Source organism: Streptomyces sp. NPDC048584 (assembly GCF_043199595.1).
Lineage (GTDB): Bacteria > Actinomycetota > Actinomycetes > Streptomycetales > Streptomycetaceae > Streptomyces > Streptomyces edwardsiae.
In genome coordinates this window covers 211,849-231,130 of record NZ_JBICWF010000005.1, presented here as the reverse complement: position 1 = coordinate 231,130, position 19,282 = coordinate 211,849, and the positions used below count along the sequence as shown (strand labels likewise).

Here is a 19,282-nt window from a genome sequence, read left to right as displayed (position 1 = left end):
ACATTGCCATAAAGGGGCGTGCGCCCTGCTACGTGCCGACTACATTCTTGTGGTCGCCGACCACAACGCCGGCCCCGGGAACCGACCAGCCCGGGACCAGGAGGAACAGGGGGTGAGGGGCCGCATGCCGACATCGGACACACCGCCCCGCTGGGACCGCAGGATGCAGCAGCGGCTCGCGCGCGGGGAGGCTGCCGCGCTCGGCGAGCTCTACGACCGTTTCGCCTCGCTGGTGCACGGCCTCGCCCACCGCGTGGTCGGCGACGAGCACGCCGCCGACGCCGTCACCCGTGACGTCTTCGCGCACGTGTGGGAGCACCCGGACTCCTACGACCCCAGGCAGGAGCCCCTGCGTACCTGGCTCGCCACGCTGACCAGCCGGCTGGCCGTACAGCGGCTGCGCACCACGGAGACCGCGGCGCTCGCCCGCGGCGGCCCCGGCACACCGGAGGACCTGGAGCGCACGGTGCGGCACGCCTCGGTGGCCGCCCGCGCGGACTACATCGTCCAGTCCATGCCGGCGCCGCTGCGCGCCGCCCTGGAGCTGGCGTACTTCCAGCGCCGGGACTACCGGCAGACCGCCCTCGACCTGGGTGTCACCGACGACGAGGCGCGCCGCCGGCTCCGCCTGGGCCTGCAGTTGCTGGCCACCGCCGGCGACACCGGGGCCCCGCCCGGTTTCGGGGGTGCCGCGTGAGCGAACGGCAGGCCGGTCCGTACGACGACCACAAGGAAGACACCGGACCGCTCGTACTGGAGCACCATGTGCTGAAGTCGTTGCTGGGTGCCTGGGCGCTGGCCGCCTGCGCGCCGGCGGAGACGGGCGCCGTCGAGGAGCACCTCGGCGGCTGCGGGGCCTGCGCGGACGAGGCGCTGCGGCTGCGTGAGGCGGTCGGCCTGCTCCAGCGGCCCGAGAGCCTCGACCTGGACCCCGGACTGCGCACCCGCGTGCTGGAATCGTGCCTGGAGGTGCGTCCGCCTCGGATACCGGTACCGGAGTGGGCGGCCGCGTACGACGCGGAGACCGCGCGGCTGGACGCGCTGCTCCAGGACTTCGGCGACTCCGAGTGGCACGCGCCGGTGCGGCTGCGCTGGTACGAGTCGGACGAGGCGAGCAGCCGCCGTACGACCGTCGCCGGGGTCATCGCGCATCTGCTGACGGTCGACGGGCTGGTCGCGCTCGCCCTCGGCATGGACGACCCGCTCGGCGACGCCGCCCGCGCCGGACGTACGCCGTCGGACCGCACGGAGGCGTACTGGCGGGCGGCCCGCTTCCCGCCCACCCGTTCGGTGCGGACGCCCTGGCGGGAGCAGAGCCACGCACTCGTGCGGACGGTGTCGTTCACGGGCGGCGGCACAGGCCGGCTGCCCGTGTCGTACGGCGACTACGAACTGCCGCTGCACGACGCGATGCTGGACCGGGCGTTCGAGTGCTGGGTGCACGCGGAGGACATCGCCGAGGCGGTGAACTACCCGTACGAGCCGCCCTCCGGACGGCATCTGCACCGCATCGTCGACCTGGCCGCCCGAATGCTCCCCGCCGTGCTGGAACACCGCCGGGAGCACGGGCTGGCCGCTCCCGGGGAGCGGCGCCTGGTCGCCGCCGGGGAGCCGGGACGCAGCCTGCGGCTGGAGATCGAGGGGTCGGGCGGCGGCGAGTGGCTGATCCCGCTGGACTCCCCCGCGGCGAAGGGCTCCGCCGAGCACGAGGTGGCGCACGTGGCGCTGGACGGCGCGGAGTTCTGCAGGCTCGCGGCGGGACATGTCCCGCCGCGAGAGGCGGCGGTGGGACAGGTCGGCGACCGCGCGGCGATCAGGGACGTCCTGTTCGCCGCGGCGAGCATGAGCAGGATGTAGGGGGCGGCTCGCGGTATCGCGGGCGACCCCGGCCCGGCGGCCCCCACGCGGCCGCGGTCGCCGGCGGACCAGCCGCACCGCCGCCTAGGCGAATACCACCGTCCGCCGCCCGTTGGGCAGAATGCGCCGCTCCGCATGCCACTTCACCGCCCGCGCCAGCGCCCGGCACTCCACGTCACGGCCGATCGCCACCAGCCCCTCGGGCGTGACATCGTGCCCCACCCGCTCGACCTCCTGCTCGATGATCGGCCCCTCGTCGAGATCGGCCGTCACATAGTGCGCCGTCGCGCCGATCAGCTTCACACCCCGCGCATGCGCCTGGTGATACGGCTTCGCGCCCTTGAAGCTCGGCAGGAAGGAGTGGTGGATGTTGATGATCCGCCCGGACAGCTGCTTGCACAGGTCGTCCGAGAGGACCTGCATGTAACGGGCGAGGACGACGAGCTCGACGTCGTCCTCCCGCACGATCTCCAGCACCCGGGCCTCGGCCTCCGGCTTGGTGTCCCGCGTCACCGGAATGTGGTGGAACGGAATGTTGTACGAAGCCACCAGTTCGGCGAAGTCGGTGTGATTGGAGACCACTCCGGCGATCTCCACGGGCAGCGCCCCGGTACGCGCGCGGAACAGCAGGTCGTTCAGACAGTGACCGAACCTGCTGACCATGAGCAGGATGCGCATCTTCCGGTCGGCCCGGTTGAGCTGCCAGTCCATCTGGAACGCGTCACCGATCGCGGTGAAGCTCGCCCGCAGCTTCTCCACGGTCACCGGGGCGTCCGCCGAGAAGTGGACGCGCATGAAGAACAGTCCCGTGTCGTGGTCGCCGAACTGCTGGCTGTCCTCGATGTTGCAGCCGGTCATGAAGAGGTAGCTCGACACGGCGTGGACGATGCCCTGCTTGTCGGGGCAGGACAGCGTGAGGACGTACTGGTCGGCGGGGGCCGCGGCTCGGGTGGACTGCTCGCTCATGGGGAAAAGGGTCCCACATGTGCGCTTACGGCCCGCCCGCGTTCCGCTAAGCGGACCGCGTGACGATCCGCAGCACCTCGAGGGTGCTCGGCCGGGTGTCGGGGTCCTCGCCGTCGCTCGTCGCCATCCGTACGTGGGCGTCCCGTGCGGCCCGCACCGCGTCCGGCCATCCCTCGTTCTCGAGATAGGCGGTCACCGGCGCGTCGGGGCCGACCTGGTGCATGATCCGCAGCACCCGCAGCACCGCCGTGTCGACGAGTGCCGCCTCCTGGGAGTCGCGGAAGATCGTGCCGACGTACTTCTCGGCGGACCAGTTGTCCAGCCAGGTGTCCTCGACCAGCCGGTAGACGGCGTCGGTCACGTCCCCGTAGCCGTCGACGCCGGCCAGCCAGACGTCCCGCTGGAAGGCGGGATCGGAGAGCATGTGCAGCGCGGAGCGCACATTGCTGCGCCAGCGCCACCACGGCATGTCGTTGAGTGGCATGCCGCCCATGGTGAAGGAGCGACGGCCACGACGGGAAGAGTTCTCCGAACCTTGCACGGTCGTCGATCGTACGTTTCCGCCTCACCCGCCACCGAAGGGGCCCCGTAATTCACCTCGGCGTCACCGTCCGTTGACCGAGGGTCACTCCGGGGTTGGCCGTGTGGCGGAATCGTGCGTGAGCATGACCGGCAGGCGACGCATCCGCAGCACGTTCCTCCCCCGCCACCTCGACCGGCGGGCCAGAGCCGGTGCTCTGGCCACGGGCGTGCTGGCGGCCTGCGTGTCGCTCGCCGCGGGGTGCGGGGTCGTCCCCGGTGCCACGGGGGGCTCCGGGGACGACGGTCCGATCACGGTGATGACCTGGGCCCCCGAGGACACCAGGACCTCCAACAAACCCGGAATGCCCGCGTTCGCCGAAGCGTACGCCCGCTGGGTGAACGGCCAGGGCGGTATCAACGGCCGCCCGCTCAACGTACTGACCTGCAACGACAGGAACGACACCGTGACCGCCGCCCGGTGCGCCCGGCGCGCGGTCAAGGAGGGCGCCGTCGCGGTCGTCGGCTCCTACAGCCAGTACGCCGACTCCTTCATGCCCGCCCTGGAGGGCGCCGGCATCCCCTACATCGGCGGCTACGGCATCACGAACAACGAGTTCACCAGCCCGTTGTCCTATCCGGTGAACGGCGGCCAGCCGACGCTGCTGGCCGGTCTGGGACGCACCCTCGCCGACATCTGCGGCCCGGTCACCCTGATACGGCCCGACACGATCGCGGGCGACCAGTTGCCGCCGCTGCTGAACTCCGGCCTGAAGGCCGGCAAGCACGAGCGGGCCGGTGACCAGCGGGCGGCCGAGGACGCCACCTCGTACGACGGCCAGGCCGGACAGGCCCTGGAGGTCGCCACGGCGAAGACGGGCGAGCGGGGCTGTGTGGTGCCGGCCCTGGGCGACCGTACGAACACCTTCATGGACTCCTTCCGGCGGGCCCGCGCCGACTACCCCGAGGTGCGCACGGCGACCGTGCTGGGCAGCGTCGACCAGTCGACGATCGACGCGTCGGGCGGGGCGTCGGGGCCGTACGAGGGGTCGTACGTCACCGGCTGGTACCCGGCGGCGAGCGACGCCCGCTGGGATCCGATGAAGAAGGTGATCAAGGAGGAGGCGTTCGGTGACAACCGGATCGACCCCGCGGACGCCGGGGTGCAGACCACCTGGATCGCCTACACCGTGTTCAAGCAGGTCGTGGAGTCGCTGGGGGACGGCGAGATCAGCGCCGACACGGTGAGCGAGGAGCTGGACAGCGGGCTGAAGGTGACCACCGGCGGGCTCACCCCGACCCTGCGGTGGAAGTTCCAGGCCGAGCTCGCCGCGGTCGGCTTCCCCCGCCTGGTCAACGCGAACGTGACGCTCCAGGTGGTCGAGGACGGCCGGCTGGTCGCGGCCCGCAAGGGCTTCACCGATGTGACGAGGACACTGCGGGACGCGGAACTGGGCTGATCCGTCCGGTTCCGCCCGGTCGCCCGGGCGGAACGGCGGCATCCGCTCAGTGCCCGGTCACAGCTGGGTCGGCTGGCGTTCGGTCAGGCCGTACTGCTTGGCGATCGCGTTCCACAGCTGGGCGGCCTTCTGCTTCTGGACGGTCGCGGTGCCGCTGGCCTGGTTGCCGGCCTGGGTCTGGCCGGTGGACCGGGCCTGGCCCTTTTTGCAGCCCTTCTTGCCGGCGGTCTGGTCGGCCCAGGCGGCGTAGTGGTTGTCGGCCGAGGCCGACGCCTGCCACGCCTTGGTGAGCGCGGTGGTCAGCGCCTCGTGGTCCGGCAGCTTGTCCACGGACAGTCCGGACAGGTCGGTCACCAGCTGGGTGCGCTGCCCGGCCGCCTCGCGCAGGTCCGCGGCCGCCTGGCCGAGGTTGTTGCAGCTCTTCACATCGGCGACCGCGTTGATCACGGTGGTGCGGCTGTCGCCGCTGTCGGCCAGCAGCTTGTCCAGCTCGACGGCCTGCGCACGGGCCGGGTCGGCCGCCGGCGAGGCGGACGCGTCCTCGGTCGCGGGCGCGGTGGCGGACACGTTCTGGTTGTCGCCGCCTTCGTCGTCGCCGCCCCCGCTGCCGATGAGGGCGCCCGCGCCGACGCCGAAGACGATGATCCCGACGCCGACCGCGGCGATCAGCGGCACCCGAGAGCCGGTACGGCCACCGCCGCGACCGCCACCACGGCCGCCGGTCGGGCCGGCGGGCGGTGCGGGCGGACCGGGCGGGGTGCGCGCGGCCCGGCCGGGCGGGACGTAGTCCACGCGCGGGAGCTGCTGGGTTCCTGCCGCGCCCCCGTTGTCGTTGCGGAAGAGGTTGTCGAACTCGGCGGGCGGCTGCCGGTTGCCGTCACCCGCGTCCGGGGCGCCGTACGACTGCGCGGGAGGCTGGTCTGTGACGGGGGCGATGAACTGGGTGGCCTCGGCGTCGGGGTGGCCCGCTCCGTGCGGGGCCGCGCCCGGGTAGCCGCCGGCGTCGGAGCCGTGGGCGGGTACCTCGGGCGGCAGCGCGCCCGGACCCACCGGGGGTATGAGCTGGGTCGCGCCCTCGTCGCCGCCCGGGGCGGGCACCGGGGGTATGAACTGGGTGGCGCCCTCGTCGCCGCCCGGGGCGGGCACCGGGGGCATGTACTGGGTGAGGCCCTCCGTGCCGTCGGGCGCGGCGGCCGGCGGGTACTGGGGGGCGCCGTAGCCGTTCTGGGCGCCGTAGGTGCCGTCGTGCGCGGGCGGCAGCGGGGCGCCGGCGGTCCGACCGCCGTACGACCCGTACGCGTCGGGGGCGCCGTACGGGTCGGGGGCGCCGTGCGCGCCATAGCCGGTGCCGTACGCGTCGCCGCCGTATCCGGCGCCCTGCTGCGCGCCCTCCGGGGGCAGTGGGCCGGGGCCCTGCCCTCCCTGGCTCTGCGCGCCCCAGGCGGGCGTCTCGGGGGCGCCCCACTGGCCGTCGGACGGGGGCTGCGAGGGCTGCTCGGTCTGCCAGCCGCCCTGGCCGGACGGCGGCGGGGCCGCGTCCTGCTGCCCGGGGCCCCACGGAGTGCCCCAGGTCTGGCCGCCGGACGGGGCCGAGGCGGGGTAGCCGCCGCCGGCGTTCTGGCCGTCCGCTCTGCCGCCGGGGGCGACCGGTCCGGTCGTCATGCCCGGCAACAGGGGTTCACCACCGTCGGAGGGCAGCACGATGCCTTCGCGCGCGGGGCGCGCCGAGGGCTCCTCGCCCTGTCCACTCTGCGTCACCGGGACTCCTACCAATGGGGGACCTTGTGAATCGTCGGCTCACGCTACCGGGTCCCCGGAGCCCGGTGCCACGCAGCACAGGACCTGACCACCCGCCCTGTGAGCGCGGTAACAGAAACCGGGTCACCGCACGCTGATCACGTCGCCCCTTTCCCACCCGCCCGTCCCGCCGCCCGTGTCACGCGGCCGTCTGGAGTTCCATCCGCGCCCCGAACTCCCTTACCACGGACTCCTCCTGGTACGGCTCGAGCCGCTGCTGGAGATCGTCCAGATACTCGGCGCCCCGGTTGGAGCGCAGCCCGTCGAGCAGTTCGACCGCCTTCAGGCCCGTACTGCAGGCCAGTTCGATCTCGCGCTGCTGCACCTGCGCGGTGGCCAGCAGCACATAGCCGATCGCCCGCCGCCGTGCCCGTGAGGGGGGATGCCCGTCCAGCGACTCCCGCGCGCACCGCGCGGCGGCCTCGGCCTGCCCGAGGTCCCGGTGACAGTGCGCCAACTCGTCGGCCAGATAGGCCTCGTCGAAGTGCGCGATCCACACCGGGTCGTCACCGGACTCCGGTTCGGCCGCGTCCATGGCGGTCACCGCGCGCCCGGCCGCCGTGTGCGCCGCGTGCACGTCGCCCATCAGGGCGTGCCCGCGGGCCTCCGCCGCGAGGAACATCGACTCCGCGCGGGGTGTCACGCGCCCCCGCGCGCCCTCCTGCGCCGCGCGCGCCAACTGGGCGATCTCACGCGGGTTCCCGAGCTGGGCGGCCAGATGACTCATGGAGGCGGCGAGCACGTATCCGCCGTATCCGCGGTCCCCGGCTGCCTGGGCGAGGCGCAGCGCCTGGATGTAGTAGCGCTGGGCGAGACCCGGCTGGCCGGTGTCGACGGCCATGTACCCGGCGAGTTCGGTCAGCCGCGCGACCGCGGCGAACAGGTCGCGGCCCACGGCCTCTCTGTACGAGCCCGCCAGCAGCCCCGAGACGACGCTGTTGAGGTAGTGGACCACGACCGGGCGCACATGCCCGCTGCCGTACTGGTGGTCCAGGTCCACCAGCGCCTGCGTCATGGACCGTACGGCTCCCACGTCGGACTGGCCCACGCGCGGCCCGGCGGAGCGCGCCACCTGGCCGTCGGGCGCGGTGATCAGCCAGTCGCGGCTCGGCTCCACGAGCGCGGACGCGGCGACGGAGGAGCCGGACAGGAAGTCCCGCCGGCCCACGTCGCTGCGCCACAGCTCGCAGACCTGCTCGATGGCCCCCAGTACCGTCGGCGAGAACTGGAGGCCGACACCGGACGCGAGGTTCTTGCCGTTGGCCATGCCGATCTCGTCGATCGTGACCGTACGGCCCAGCTTGCGGCCCAGTGCCTCCGCGATGATCGCCGGTGCCCGGCCCCGCGGCTGCTGGCCGCGCAGCCAGCGGGCCACCGACGTCTTGTCGTAGCGCAGATCGAGGCCGTGCTCCGCGCCGCACATGTTGACCCTGCGGGCCAGCCCGGCGTTGGAGCATCCGGCTTCCTGGATGAGCGCCTGCAGCCGTTCGTTCGGCTGCCGCGCGACGAGAGGCCTTGCGGCCATGGCGTACCCCCTGAGGCTGCGGTGCCCTGCCCACGCACCGAGTTGACGTGTCTTCCGCGGCCGTGCTTCTCGCGTCCCGGCGAGAACATCCGGCCGGGAAGATCAATGCCCCGTCGACGTGCCGACAATGCGAGGCATGTGAGGATTGCCGGGGTAACGGCGGTTGCCGGCCCTCCTCCTGGTTACCCAGCAGCGGAGCGGATCCTCCCGCGCGCCCCCATGGATGCACCCATGCGCCCCGGACACGGGCCCGATGCTCCTCCCCCGCGCATCCGGGCGGGCGTAACCCCTGGTGACGGCCGTAGTTGTGTTCATCGTGGAAGAGACGATCGCGGGCGCCGACGCCGTACAGATCCCGAAGCAGCGCGGGGAATCGCTGCTGGACACCGCAGTGCGGTATGCCGAGGACCGGCACTGGGACGTGTTCCCGGGCACCTGGCTGGAGTCCGTGGACGGGACGCAGCGCTGCTCGTGCGGTGACGCCGCGTGCCCGGTGCCCGGCGCACACCCGGCCGGCCCGGACTGGGCGACGCAGGCGACCGGGAGCGCCACCGTCGCGCGCCGGCTGTGGGAGCGGCAGCCGGCCGCCTCGGTGCTGCTGCCCACCGGGCGGACCTTCGACGCGGTGTCCGTGTCGGAGACGGCGGGCTTTCTCGCCCTCGCGCGGATGGAGCGGCTGGGTCTGCGGCTGGGGCCGGTGACCGTTTCGCCGGACCGGCGGATGGAGTTCTTCGTGCTGCCGGGGGCGTCGGCGAAGGTGCCGGGGCTGCTGCGCGGGCTGGGGTGGTCGGTGGCGTCGCTCGACCTGACGGTGCGGGGGGAGGGTGACTTCGTCGCCGGGCCTCCCACGCGGGTGGGGGGCCGCGGGGCCGTGCAGTGGGCCTGCCGGCCCACCGCGGAGAATCGGTGGTTGCCGGATGTGGGGGAGTTGGTGTCGCCGTTGGCCTATGCGTGCGGAAGGGACCGCTAGGCGCGGTCTGTTCCGCGGGGATTGTGCTGTTTCGCGACCGCGGGTTCGTCGTGGCTGGTCGCCCGGTTCCTCGCGCCCCTTCGGGGCGACTCGCTCCCCTAGTCTGCGAGCTGACGGAGGGAGACATCATGGGTGGCAGTGCCGTGAGTGTGCGGGGGCTCTGGAAGCGGTTCGGGGAGCAGGTCGCTGTCGGGGGGATCGATCTCGAGTTGCCCGCGGGGCGGTTCATCGGGCTGGTCGGGCCCAACGGGGCCGGGAAGACCACCACGCTGTCCATGGTGACCGGGCTGCTGCGACCGGATCAGGGAAGCGTCGAGGTCGTCGGGCACGATGTGTGGCGGGATCCGGTGGAGGTGAAGGCCCGGATCGGTGTGCTGCCGGAGGGGCTGCGGCTGTTCGAGCGGCTGTCGGGGCGTGAACTGCTGGCGTACACCGGCCGGTTGCGGGGGCTGCCCGGTGCCGAGGTGGACAAGCGGGCGACGCAGTTGCTCGACGTCCTCGATCTGGCCGGGGCCCAGCACAAGCTCGTCGTCGACTACTCGACCGGTATGCGCAAGAAGACCGGGCTCGCCGCCGCCCTGCTGCACAATCCCGAAGTGCTGTTCCTGGACGAGCCGTTCGAGGGCGTCGACCCGGTCTCCGCGCAGACCATCCGGGGTGTGCTGGAGCGGTACACGGCGTCCGGCGCCACGGTCGTGTTCTCCTCCCATGTCATGGAGCTGGTCGAGTCGCTGTGCGACTGGGTGGCGGTGATGGCCGCCGGCCGGATCCGCGCACACGGCCCGATCGCCGAGGTGCGCGGCGAGGCGCCCTCGCTGCAGCGGGCGTTCCTGGAGCTGGTCGGCGCGGACAGCCGTGACGTCGGCTCGGACCTTGACTGGCTGGGCGGCGGTTCCCGGTGAGCGCCCCCGCCGCCCTCACCCCCGTCTTCGTCCGGCTGAAACTGTCCCTGTTGCGCAACGGGCTGCGGCAGTCCGGCGGGCGGAAGGCCGCGTACATCGCCTCCGCCGTCGTCGCCCTGCTGTTCGCCGCGTTGCAGCTGCTCGGGCTGATCGCGCTGCGCGGCTCGGATCACGTCGAGTCGCTGGTGGTACTGCTCGTGGCGGTGCTGGGGCTGGGCTGGGCGGTGATGCCGCTGTTCTTCCCCGGCGGCGACGAGACCCTCGACCCGACCCGGCTGGTGATGCTGCCGCTGCGGCCGCGGCCGCTGGTGCGGGCGCTGCTCGCGGCCTCGCTGGTCGGTATCGGGCCGCTGTTCACGCTGTGTCTGCTCGCCGGTTCGGTGATCGCGGTCGCGCACGGCGGGGCGGCGTTCGCGGTGGGCGTGCTCGCCGTCCCGCTGGCGCTGTTGGTGTGCGTGGCGCTCGCGCGGGCGGTCGCCGCCGCCAACGTACGGCTGCTGACCAGCCGCAAGGGCCGGAATCTCGCCGTACTGAGCGGGCTGGTGATCGCCGTCGGGGCGCAGCTCGTCAACTTCGGTGCGCAGCGGCTGGGTTCCTCCGGTCTGGCGCAGCTGGACCCGGCGGCGGACGTGGTGCGGTGGATTCCGCCGGCGTCGGCGGTCGGGGCGGTGCACTCGGCGGGCGAGGGGGCGTACGGTGTCGCGCTGGCGCAACTGGGCTTGAGCACGTGCGCGTTGGCGGGTCTGGTGGCGTGGTGGTCGAGGCTGCTGACCCGGCTGATGACGTCGCCGGACGGTTCCACCCTCCAGGCGGCCGGGGACTCGGCGGCGGTCCGCGACCGTACGTCGACGGGTCTCGCCCGGCTGCTGCCGCCGGGCCGTACGGGTACGGCCATGGAGCGCAGCCTGCGCTACATCCGGCGCGATCCGAAGACGAAGGCGGCGTGGGTGACGTCGCTGGCGATCGGGCTGATCGTGCCGCTGTTCAACGCCTGGCAGGGCACCGGCTCGGTGTACTTCGCCTGCTTTGCCGCGGGGATGCTCGGCATCCAGATGTACAACCAGTTCGGGCAGGACACGTCCGCGTTCTGGATGGTCGCGATGACGATCTCCTCCGGCCGGGACGCGTACGTCGAACTGCGCGCCCGCGCGCTGGCGCTGCTGCTGATCACCCTGCCGTACGTCGCTCTGGTCACCGTGCTGACGACGGCGGTGCTGGGCGACTGGCACCGGCTGGCGGAGGCGCTGGGTCTGTCGTTCGCGCTGCTCGGCGCGATGCTGGCCACGGGCGCGTGGACATCGGCGCGCTTCCCGTACTCCATCCCGCAGGAGGGCTACAAGAACGTCGCGCCCGGGCAGGTCGGGCTGGCCTGGATCTCCCTCTTCGGAGGGATGGTCGCGGCGGCGGTGCTGTGCGTCCCGGTGATCGCGCTCACGATCTGGCTGAATGTCGGCGCGGGCGGCGAGGACTGGCTGTGGCTGCTGCTACCGGCGGGCACGGCATACGGCGCCGCCCTGACCTACCTCGGCCTGCGCCTGGCGGCCCCGCGGACGGCCCGCCGGCTGCCGGAGATCCTGGCGGCGGTCAGCAAGGGGTGAGCGGACGCGTGGAGCGGGTCAGGGGTCGCCCAGTGAGTCCAGGAAGGGTTCGATCGCGGTGAGCCAGGTCTCGGGCTGGTCGTAGTGGACCAGGTGGCCGGCGTCGGCCACCTCCGCGTACTGACCGTGCGGGAGGACGCGGACCATCTCCTGGGCTTCCGCGCGGCCGAGTTCACCGTCGAGGCCGCGGACCACCAGGGCGGGGCAGCGCACCTGGGCCAGCTCCTCCCAGTGCGCGTCGAAGACCCAGGTCTCGCGGGAGCGGAGCATCTGCTCGGGTTCGAAGACGGGGCGCCAGCCGTCCGGGGACTCGGCCATCACCTCGGCGTAGAAGGCGCCGCGGGCCGGGTTGGGCCGCTCCACCCAGGGATCGTCCTCACCGAACCACTTGCGTACATCGGCGAGGGTGGCGAACGGAACCGGCCAGGTCTTGAACCACTCCGCCCACTCCCGCTGCGAGGCCGCCCCGAGGGCGGAGGCCCGCATATCGCAGATGATCAGGCCGCGCACCAGATCGGGCCGCTTGGCGGCCAGCTGCCAGGCGGTCAGCGCGCCCATCGCGTGACCGACGAGAACGGTGGGACCGAGGCCGAGCTGCTCCAGGGCGGCCTCGGCGTCGTCGACGTAGGCGTCGCGCGTGAAGGCGGCCTGCGGGGGCTTGTCGCTGCGGCCGTGGCCACGCTGGTCGAGAGCGATCGCCCGGTACCGCGCGGAGAGCCGCCGGGCGGTGGACGCCCAGTGCGAGGCGCGGCCCATCAGACCGTGCAGTAACAGCACACCGGGCGCGTGCTGTGCGGCGCTCTCCGCCGGCTCCGCCCCGTTCTTGGGCGGGTCGCCGAACTCCCAGGCGGCGAGTCGTACGCCGTCCGCCCCGGTCACGTCGATGCGTCGCGCCATGGTCCTGGCACCCCCCAAGCTCGCTGCCTGCCCGCTGCCTGTTGTGCTGGCCCTGCCTGTCACTACTGCCCGCAGATTATCGAAAGAGCATTCGAAAATGGCTCCCCGGCCGGCAATACCCCTCGTTCGAGTGACCCTGTTCGAGGATTGATCGCCGTGGCCCAGGGGAGATCTTCAGCGGGAGGCGGACCGCTCGGGGAAACCGGTCCGAGGGGAATGACCCTGAGAGCTCGGGGCTCCGGGTCAGCACAGGGGAGGACAGGCCCCGGCGCCATGCGGCGCCGGGGCTCCTCACATGGTCACGGCACATTCGTCCCGCCCCTCCCCTGCCGGGGTGACATCGCTGTCGGGCCCGGCCAGAGTCCCTCAGGTCATATGCCTCACGCGACAGCCTCGCACGCGAGCCCGGCGGGCGCTGCCGTTCCGCGCACTGGATCTCGGATTCGGCGCGTTCACACCCGCGGGAGTGAACGCGCCGCGCACGCCCGTACCGGCACCCCCTCCCGGCCCGCCCGGTCAGGGCTTGGCGACGAACACGTGGGACGCCACCTCCGACTCCAGCTCGGCCGCCTCGCCGCTGCTGCCCACGAGCACCCCGCCCGCCGACTCCGTCACGCTGACCACCGAACCGGGCTGTACGCCCGCCCGGCGCAGCGTGTACATCAGCTGCGCGTCGGTCTGGATCGGCTCGCCGATCCGGCGCACCACGACCGTCTTGCCGCCGGCGCCCGGGTCGAGGTCGGCCAGCGAGACCATGCTGTCGTCCAGGAACGGGTCGGCGCCGTCCTTCTCGCCCAGCTCCTCCAGGCCCGGGATCGGGTTGCCGTACGGCGACTCCGTGGGGTGGCGCAGCAGCTCCAGCACGCGGCGCTCCACGGCCTCGCTCATCACGTGCTCCCAGCGACACGCCTCGGCGTGCACCTGCTCCCACTCCAGGCCGATCACGTCGACCAGGAGACACTCGGCGAGACGGTGCTTGCGCATCACGCGCGTCGCCAGCCGGCGGCCCTCCTCGGTGAACTCCAGGTGCCGGTCGGGGGCGACGGACACCAGGCCGTCGCGCTCCATCCGCGCCACCGTCTGGCTGACCGTCGGCCCGCTCTGGTCGAGCCGCTCGGCGATCCGGGCGCGCATGGGGACCACACCTTCCTCCTCCAGCTCGAGGATGGTGCGGAGATACATCTCCGTGGTGTCGATCAGTCCGGACATACATGCCCCTTGATGAGATCTGCGGATGGCTCTGCCGGAGGCCGGCCGGCTCACCGGCGTGTGCGCTGGCCCAGGACTCAATTCTGACCCATACGACCGACAACCGGGCGTCGCTCTGAAAACGACCGGTCCACGCGGGGGATTCCACGCCATCGGACCCCGTATTGACACGGAACTGGTCCAGACCGCACGGTGATCCGCAACACTCCTGCCCGAAGGGATGCCGCATGAGCGACCGCACGCCGGCCGGTCAGTTCCTCGACGCCGCGATCGATCTGCTGCGGCGGATCCGGGACGAGGAGGGTGACTCCGTCGCCGCGGCCGGCACGCTGCTCGCCGACACGGTGGCGGACGGCGGCCGGCTCTTCGCCTTCGGCGCCGGGCACTCCTCGCTCGCCGCGCAGGACCTCGTCTACCGGGCGGGCGGACTGGCCCTCATGAACCTGCTCGCCGTCCCCGGGGTCGTCGGCGTCGACGTGATGCCGGCGACGCTGGGGTCCGCGCTGGAGCGCGTCGACGGGCTCGCGGGGGTCGTGCTCGACTCCTCGCCGCTGCGCGCGGGCGACGCGCTGATCATCGTCTCCCTGTCGGGGCGCAACGCGCTGCCGGTGGAGATGGCGATGAAGGCGCGGGAACGGGGGGTGAAGGTGATCGGGGTGACGTCGGTGGCGTACGCGACGCGGACGGCGTCGCGGCACTCGTCGGGGACGTTTCTGAAGGACCACTGCGATGTCGTGCTGGACTCGCGGATCGCGGTCGGTGACGCGGAGCTGACGCTGGAGGGGGTGCCGGTGCCGTTCGCTCCCGCGTCGACGGTGGTGACGTCGGCGGTGCTGCAGGCTGTGACGGCCACGGCGGCGGCGGTGCTGGTCGATCGGGGCATCGAGCCGCCGCTGCTGCGGTCCGGGAACGTCGACGGGGGCCACGAGTGGAACGCCCGCGTGTTCGAGGAGTACGCGGACCGTATCTATTATCGGCAGTAGAACGTTCTTCCGCCCCCGCCGCCCCTTCCCGTCCCGAAACTGGGGCTCCGCCCCAGACCCCGCTCCTCAAACGCCGGAGGGGCTAATTGCCAGCCCCTCCGGCGTTTGAGGAGCGGGGGTCCGGGGGCAGCGCCCCCGGGGGACGGGAACGGGAAGGGGCGGCGGGGGCGAGAGAGAATCCGGCCGTCAGGCCCGCTCCCCCAGCACCCCCGCCAGGTCCAGCGCGGCGGCGATGTGGATCGCCACATCCTCCGCGTACATCGCGTCCGCCCGCTCGAACGCATGCCGCCCCACCCCCCGCAGAAACGTCACGGCACCGACCGTGCGCCCCCGGCTCCGCAGCACCGTGCACAGCGCGTGCACCGCGTCCCCCGGCCACCGCCGGTCCACGGCCCACTCGCGCGCCCCCTCCGCCCCCATGGACCCCGCATCGGCCCGCACCGTCCCGGCCCGCTCCACGCACTGCACGGCCGGATGACCGTCCCCGTACCGCACCGGCAGCCCAGCCCGCCCCGCGAGCCGGCTGGGCCCCGGCGCGCCGGACGGGGTCGCGGCGATCCGTACGAGCCTCACCCGGTCGTCGTCCTTGGCGCCCTCGGCCACCCGGTCGATCAGCGCGTGGTCGGCGAATCCGGCGAGCGCGAAATCCAGATGGACCGTCGCCGCCTCCGCGGGGTCCTCGCACTCCGCCGCCGCACGCGCCGCCCGGTGCAGCTGCTGCGCGCGGAAGCGCAGCAGCGAGGCCTCCTGCTCGCCCTGCCGGTACTCGGTCACGTCCTGGAACAGCCAGCCCACCCCGAGCGGCACCGGCTCCTCCGTGAGCGGTGACGCCAGCCGCACGAACCCGCTCCGCCAGCACCGCCGCCGCTCGCCCTCCGGCGCCCGCACACTCACCCACAGCTCGGCCGGCGCGGGCGGCGCGCCCTCCGCGAGGACATGGGTGAGGGCGCTCTCCAGTTCCTCCGCGCCCTGTGTCAGCAGTTCGCCCAGCGGCCGGCCCAGTACGGACGTACGCCCCGCGCCGAGCGCCCGCGCGGCGTGCGCGTTCACCACCGCGGGCCGCAGATCGGCGTCGATCAGCACGACACCCCAGCTCGCGTCCTCCAGCAGCGCCTCACTCAGCGCGATGGACCGCTCCAGGTCGATCTGCGCGTGCACCTCACTGAACGCGCAGTACACGCCCGCCGGCTTCCCGTCAGGGCCGCGCACGGCGGCCGACTGCGTGCGCACCAGCACCCGGCCGCCGTCCTTGGTCAGCAGCGCGAACTCGTTGACCTGCCGGCCCGGCGCGTCCATGGCCGACATCAGCCGCGCCTCGACCTCGTCGGCGTCCGCGCTGCGCACGGCCCAGCCGGCGAACCCGGCCCGGCCCACCGCCTCGGCCGCGGTCCAGCCGAGGATGCGCTCGGCCTCACGGTTCCAGTGCGTGACCGTCCCGTCCGCGCCGAAGGCGCACAGGGCGGCGTCCATGCCGTCGAGCAGCGCGGCGAGGAGGTCGGAGCCGTCCGATCCCACCCGCTCGGGCTCGGGCTCGTCCGGCCCCAGCTCGTCGGTGGTCCCACTACGCCTGGAAGCACTCACCTGGACCCCCTGCAGGCTGCGTCCGCACGTACGGCACGACGGTTCGCTCACTTGCAATCATTCAACTTGAACGTGACTCAGCGCACATCGAGTTCCCGCAAGATTGGGAGAATCGTTGTACGCGGCCGATTTCCTGCCGTGCCGCCGCCCTCACCCGGCGCCCAGCCGCAGTTCGACCCACTCGTCGCGCTCGCCGTCCAGCACATACCGTTCGCGTTCGGTGAAGCCCCGCGCGGCGGCGAACCGCAGTCCCTCCGCGTTGGCCGCCAGCACCACGGTCTCGATCTCCGCGGCGCCGAGCCCGCGCGCGTGCGCCAGCCCGGCCTCGTAGAGCGCCCTCCCGTGCCCCTGGCCCCGGTGCCCGGGCAGCACGCGTGCGATGACCGTCGCCACGGCCTCCTCCCCCACCGGGGGCCGCACCGTGGAGCAGCCGACGAGCACGTCACCGACGTACGCGTTGTCCAGCCGGAATCCGCGCGTGAGGCGTTCGCGCACGTCGTCGGGGGTCATGGCGGCGGGCGGCACGATCACGTTGTGGACGTGCCGCCACTGCTCGAGCATGGCGTCCCCGGCCACCGCTTCGATACGAAGATCATTCATCCGGCCAGCCAATCGCGCCCCCGCGCGAGGGTCAACGAAAAAAGCGGTTGATCCGACGGGAGCCGGTTCCTAAGGTGGGCGGTACTTCGGAAAGGAGGTGGTTCGGCAGATGTATGCAGACCGGACGGAAGAGGTGGCTGCGGGCCGGTAGCCCGCCGCCGTACTCGGTTCGGCGCCGGACCGGCGTGTGCGCGATACACGCAACCGGCCCAGTCCAACGCAGTCACCCGACCCGCGAGTCGCCGGTACGTCCGGCCGGCTCCTCCCGAGGGAGGAACCCGACTCGCGGGTCGTCTGCTGCTCCGAAGCCTTCGGCCCCTTCCGCTCAGCGGACGATGTCCGCGTACCCCTCGATCTCGCGCGGGTCGCGCGTGCCCGGACCCACATAGCGGGCCGAGGGGCGGACCAGACGGCCCGTCCGCTTCTGCTCCAGGATGTGCGCCGACCAGCCGGCCGTACGGGCGCAGGTGAACATCGACGTGAACATGTGCGCCGGGACCTCGGCGAAGTCCAGCACGATGGCCGCCCAGAACTCGACGTTGGTGGCGAGCACCCGGTCGGGGCGGCGGGCGTGCAGCTCGGCCAGGGCGGCCTTCTCCAGGGCCTCGGCGACCTCGAAGCGTGGGGCGGCCAGTTCGCGCGCGGTGCGGCGCAGGACGCGGGCGCGGGGGTCCTCCGCGCGGTAGACGCGGTGGCCGAAGCCCATCAGCCGCTCGCCCCTGTCGAGGGTCTGCCTGACGTACGCCTCGGCGTCCCCGGTGCGCTCGATCTCCTCGATCATGTGCAGCACGCGCGAGGGGGCGCCGCCGTGCAGCGGGCCGGACATGGCGCCGACGGCACCGGAGAGGGCGGCGGCGACGTCCGCGCCGGTCGAGGCGATGACCCGCGCGGTGAACGTCGAGGCGTTCATGCCGTGCTCGGCGGCCGACGTCCAGTAGGCGTCGACGGCCGCGACATGCCTGGGGTCGGGCTCGCCGCGCCAGCGGATCATGAAGCGTTCGACGATGGACTCGGCCTTGTCGATCTCCCCCTGCGGCACCATGGGCACGCCCTGGCCGCGCGCGGACTGCGCGACGTAGGACAGGGCCATGACGGCGGCGCGCGCGAGGTCGTCGCGGGCCTGCTCGGCATCGATGTCGAGGAGCGGTTTCAGGCCCCAGACGGGCGCCAGCATGGCGAGCGCGGACTGCACGTCGACACGGATGTCACCGGAGTGGACGGGGATCGGGAAGGGCTCGGCCGGCGGCAGTCCGGGGTTGAACGCCCCGTCGACGAGCAGTCCCCAGACGTTGCCGAAGGAGACGTGACCGACCAGGTCCTCGATGTCGACGCCCCGGTACCGCAGGGCGCCGCCCTCCTTGTCCGGTTCGGCGATCTCCGTCTCGAACGCGACGACTCCTTCGAGCCCGGGTACGAAGTCGGACATCTGGCGGCTCCTTGTGAGGTGGGTGACAGATGGTGTTGTGGGGTGGGACGACCATGTGTCGGAGGCCGGCGCGGCTGGGCGCCCGTCGGGTGGATCCACGGTCCGTTCGAACGGGCTCGCGGTCCTGGACGTCACCCCTGTGATGCCCGGCTGGCGGTCACCCAACCGGAACAGTGGCAGCACGATATCCCCGAGTGCCATCTTTGGGGAGGGTTCGCGGCACTCAGTGCCACCACGTGACGAAGGACACCGCCCGCCCGTGGTCCGGACGCATACGGCAGGATGACGGCGTGACCGACCGAGACGCCGTTCCCCTCGATCTCGCCTCGATGCGCAAGCAGTACCGCAGCGAGGGGCTGTCCGAGGCCGACCTGGCCGCCACGCCCGTGGAGCAGTTCGCGCGCTGGTTCGAACAGGCCGCGACGGACGGCGGGCTGTTCGAGCCGAACGCCATGATCGTCTCGACGGTGGACGGGGAGGGCCGGCCCAGTTCACGCACGGTGCTGCTGAAGCACTTCGACGACGACGGGTTCGTCTTCTACACGAACTACGACTCCCGCAAGGGCCGCGACCTGGCCGGGAACCCGCACGTCGCGCTCCTCTTCCCCTGGCATCCGATGGCCCGGCAGGTCATCGTCACCGGCACCGCGCGCCGCACCGGCCGCGACGAGACGGCCGCGTACTTCCGCACCCGCCCGCACGGCTCCCAGCTGGGCGCCTGGGCCAGCGGCCAGTCCACGGTGATCACCGGCCGCGCCTCCCTCGACGCGACGTACGCCACCCTGGCCTCCCGCTACCCGGAACGCGAACAGGTCCCGGTCCCCCCGCACTGGGGCGGCTTCCGCGTCACCCCGGAAACGGTGGAGTTCTGGCAGGGCAGGGAGAACCGCCTGCACGACCGCCTGCGGTACGTGGCGGAGGCGGGCGCGGGCTGGCGGGTGGAGCGACTCGCCCCCTGAGGACGGGATCAATCTGCTTGCAATGGGGCTAGA

General features: G+C 72.7%; 17 protein-coding genes. 8 read left to right on the top strand and 9 right to left on the bottom strand.

What is annotated here, in order from left to right:
* Positions 1–124 precede the first annotated feature (124 nt).
* Together ACGFR9_RS13725 and ACGFR9_RS13720 are read left to right on the top strand one after the other, a co-directional pair.
* Positions 125–697: an RNA polymerase sigma factor gene (locus ACGFR9_RS13725; RefSeq protein WP_393206913.1), complete on the top strand. Its 573-nt coding sequence runs from the start codon at positions 125–127 to the stop codon at positions 695–697.
* Positions 694–1,857, top strand: a complete 1,164-nt coding sequence (locus ACGFR9_RS13720; RefSeq protein ID WP_393206910.1) for a maleylpyruvate isomerase N-terminal domain-containing protein — start codon at positions 694–696, stop codon at positions 1,855–1,857. The genes ACGFR9_RS13725 and ACGFR9_RS13720 overlap by 4 nt, the downstream gene beginning before the upstream one ends.
* 84 nt (positions 1,858–1,941) lie before the next feature.
* On the opposite strand, the gene purU is transcribed toward ACGFR9_RS13720, so the two are convergent.
* Both purU and ACGFR9_RS13710 read right to left on the bottom strand, forming a co-directional pair.
* A complete protein-coding gene (gene purU, locus ACGFR9_RS13715) occupies positions 1,942–2,823 on the bottom strand; it encodes a formyltetrahydrofolate deformylase (protein ID WP_030216015.1) in 882 nt (293 codons plus the stop codon).
* 46 nt (positions 2,824–2,869) lie between these two features.
* Entirely contained in the window at positions 2,870–3,316 is a 447-nt protein-coding gene (locus ACGFR9_RS13710; RefSeq protein WP_393206907.1) for a hypothetical protein, read from the bottom strand.
* Positions 3,317–3,488: 172 nt separating this feature from the next.
* On the opposite strand from ACGFR9_RS13710, the gene ACGFR9_RS13705 reads away from it, so the two are divergent.
* Complete coding sequence (locus ACGFR9_RS13705) at positions 3,489–4,802, top strand: ABC transporter substrate-binding protein (protein ID WP_393206904.1); 1,314 nt, start codon at positions 3,489–3,491, stop codon at positions 4,800–4,802.
* Between the two features lie 57 nt (positions 4,803–4,859).
* On the opposite strand, the gene ACGFR9_RS13700 is transcribed toward ACGFR9_RS13705, so the two are convergent.
* On the bottom strand, positions 4,860–6,560 hold the full coding sequence (locus tag ACGFR9_RS13700) for a hypothetical protein (RefSeq protein WP_393206901.1): 1,701 nt from the start codon (positions 6,558–6,560) through the stop codon (positions 4,860–4,862).
* A 178-nt stretch (positions 6,561–6,738) separates the two neighbouring features.
* Positions 6,739–8,124: a transcriptional regulator gene (locus tag ACGFR9_RS13695; RefSeq protein ID WP_393206898.1), complete on the bottom strand. Its 1,386-nt coding sequence runs from the start codon at positions 8,122–8,124 to the stop codon at positions 6,739–6,741.
* A 307-nt stretch (positions 8,125–8,431) separates the two neighbouring features.
* Between ACGFR9_RS13695 and ACGFR9_RS13690 the strand changes: the two genes are divergently transcribed.
* The 3 genes from ACGFR9_RS13690 (at position 8,432) to ACGFR9_RS13680 (ending at position 11,594) form a co-directional block, all read left to right on the top strand.
* The gene (locus ACGFR9_RS13690) at positions 8,432–9,094 is read left to right on the top strand and encodes a bifunctional DNA primase/polymerase (RefSeq protein ID WP_393207527.1); all 663 of its coding nucleotides are present in this window, start codon (positions 8,432–8,434) and stop codon (positions 9,092–9,094) included.
* Positions 9,095–9,222: 128 nt separating this feature from the next.
* Entirely contained in the window at positions 9,223–9,996 is a 774-nt protein-coding gene (locus tag ACGFR9_RS13685) for an ABC transporter ATP-binding protein (RefSeq protein ID WP_393206895.1), read from the top strand.
* Entirely contained in the window at positions 9,993–11,594 is a 1,602-nt protein-coding gene (locus ACGFR9_RS13680) for a transporter (RefSeq protein WP_393206892.1), read from the top strand. The genes ACGFR9_RS13685 and ACGFR9_RS13680 overlap by 4 nt, the downstream gene beginning before the upstream one ends.
* An 18-nt stretch (positions 11,595–11,612) precedes the next feature.
* Here the strand turns inward: ACGFR9_RS13680 and ACGFR9_RS13675 are convergent, their stop codons facing one another.
* Positions 11,613–12,491, bottom strand: coding sequence for an alpha/beta fold hydrolase (locus ACGFR9_RS13675; RefSeq protein WP_393206889.1), 879 nt, complete (start codon positions 12,489–12,491; stop codon positions 11,613–11,615).
* Positions 12,492–13,007: 516 nt separating this feature from the next.
* On the bottom strand, positions 13,008–13,700 hold the full coding sequence (locus ACGFR9_RS13670; protein ID WP_030215990.1) for a metal-dependent transcriptional regulator: 693 nt from the start codon (positions 13,698–13,700) through the stop codon (positions 13,008–13,010).
* Between the two features lie 227 nt (positions 13,701–13,927).
* On the opposite strand from ACGFR9_RS13670, the gene ACGFR9_RS13665 reads away from it, so the two are divergent.
* Complete coding sequence (locus tag ACGFR9_RS13665; protein WP_393206886.1) at positions 13,928–14,683, top strand: SIS domain-containing protein; 756 nt, start codon at positions 13,928–13,930, stop codon at positions 14,681–14,683.
* A gap of 186 nt (positions 14,684–14,869) precedes the next feature.
* On the opposite strand, the gene ACGFR9_RS13660 is transcribed toward ACGFR9_RS13665, so the two are convergent.
* From ACGFR9_RS13660 to ACGFR9_RS13650, 3 genes are all read right to left on the bottom strand, one after another.
* On the bottom strand, positions 14,870–16,264 hold the full coding sequence (locus ACGFR9_RS13660) for a PAS domain-containing protein (protein WP_393206883.1): 1,395 nt from the start codon (positions 16,262–16,264) through the stop codon (positions 14,870–14,872).
* Positions 16,265–16,414: 150 nt separating this feature from the next.
* Positions 16,415–16,864 (bottom strand): GNAT family N-acetyltransferase, encoded by a 450-nt coding sequence (locus ACGFR9_RS13655; RefSeq protein WP_393206880.1) that lies wholly within the window; start codon positions 16,862–16,864, stop codon positions 16,415–16,417.
* A gap of 325 nt (positions 16,865–17,189) precedes the next feature.
* A complete protein-coding gene (locus ACGFR9_RS13650) occupies positions 17,190–18,290 on the bottom strand; it encodes a citrate synthase 2 (RefSeq protein ID WP_393206877.1) in 1,101 nt (366 codons plus the stop codon).
* Positions 18,291–18,580: 290 nt separating this feature from the next.
* On the opposite strand from ACGFR9_RS13650, the gene pdxH reads away from it, so the two are divergent.
* Positions 18,581–19,249, top strand: coding sequence for a pyridoxamine 5'-phosphate oxidase (gene pdxH, locus ACGFR9_RS13645; RefSeq protein ID WP_393206874.1), 669 nt, complete (start codon positions 18,581–18,583; stop codon positions 19,247–19,249).
* The last annotated feature ends 33 nt before the right edge of the window (positions 19,250–19,282 follow it).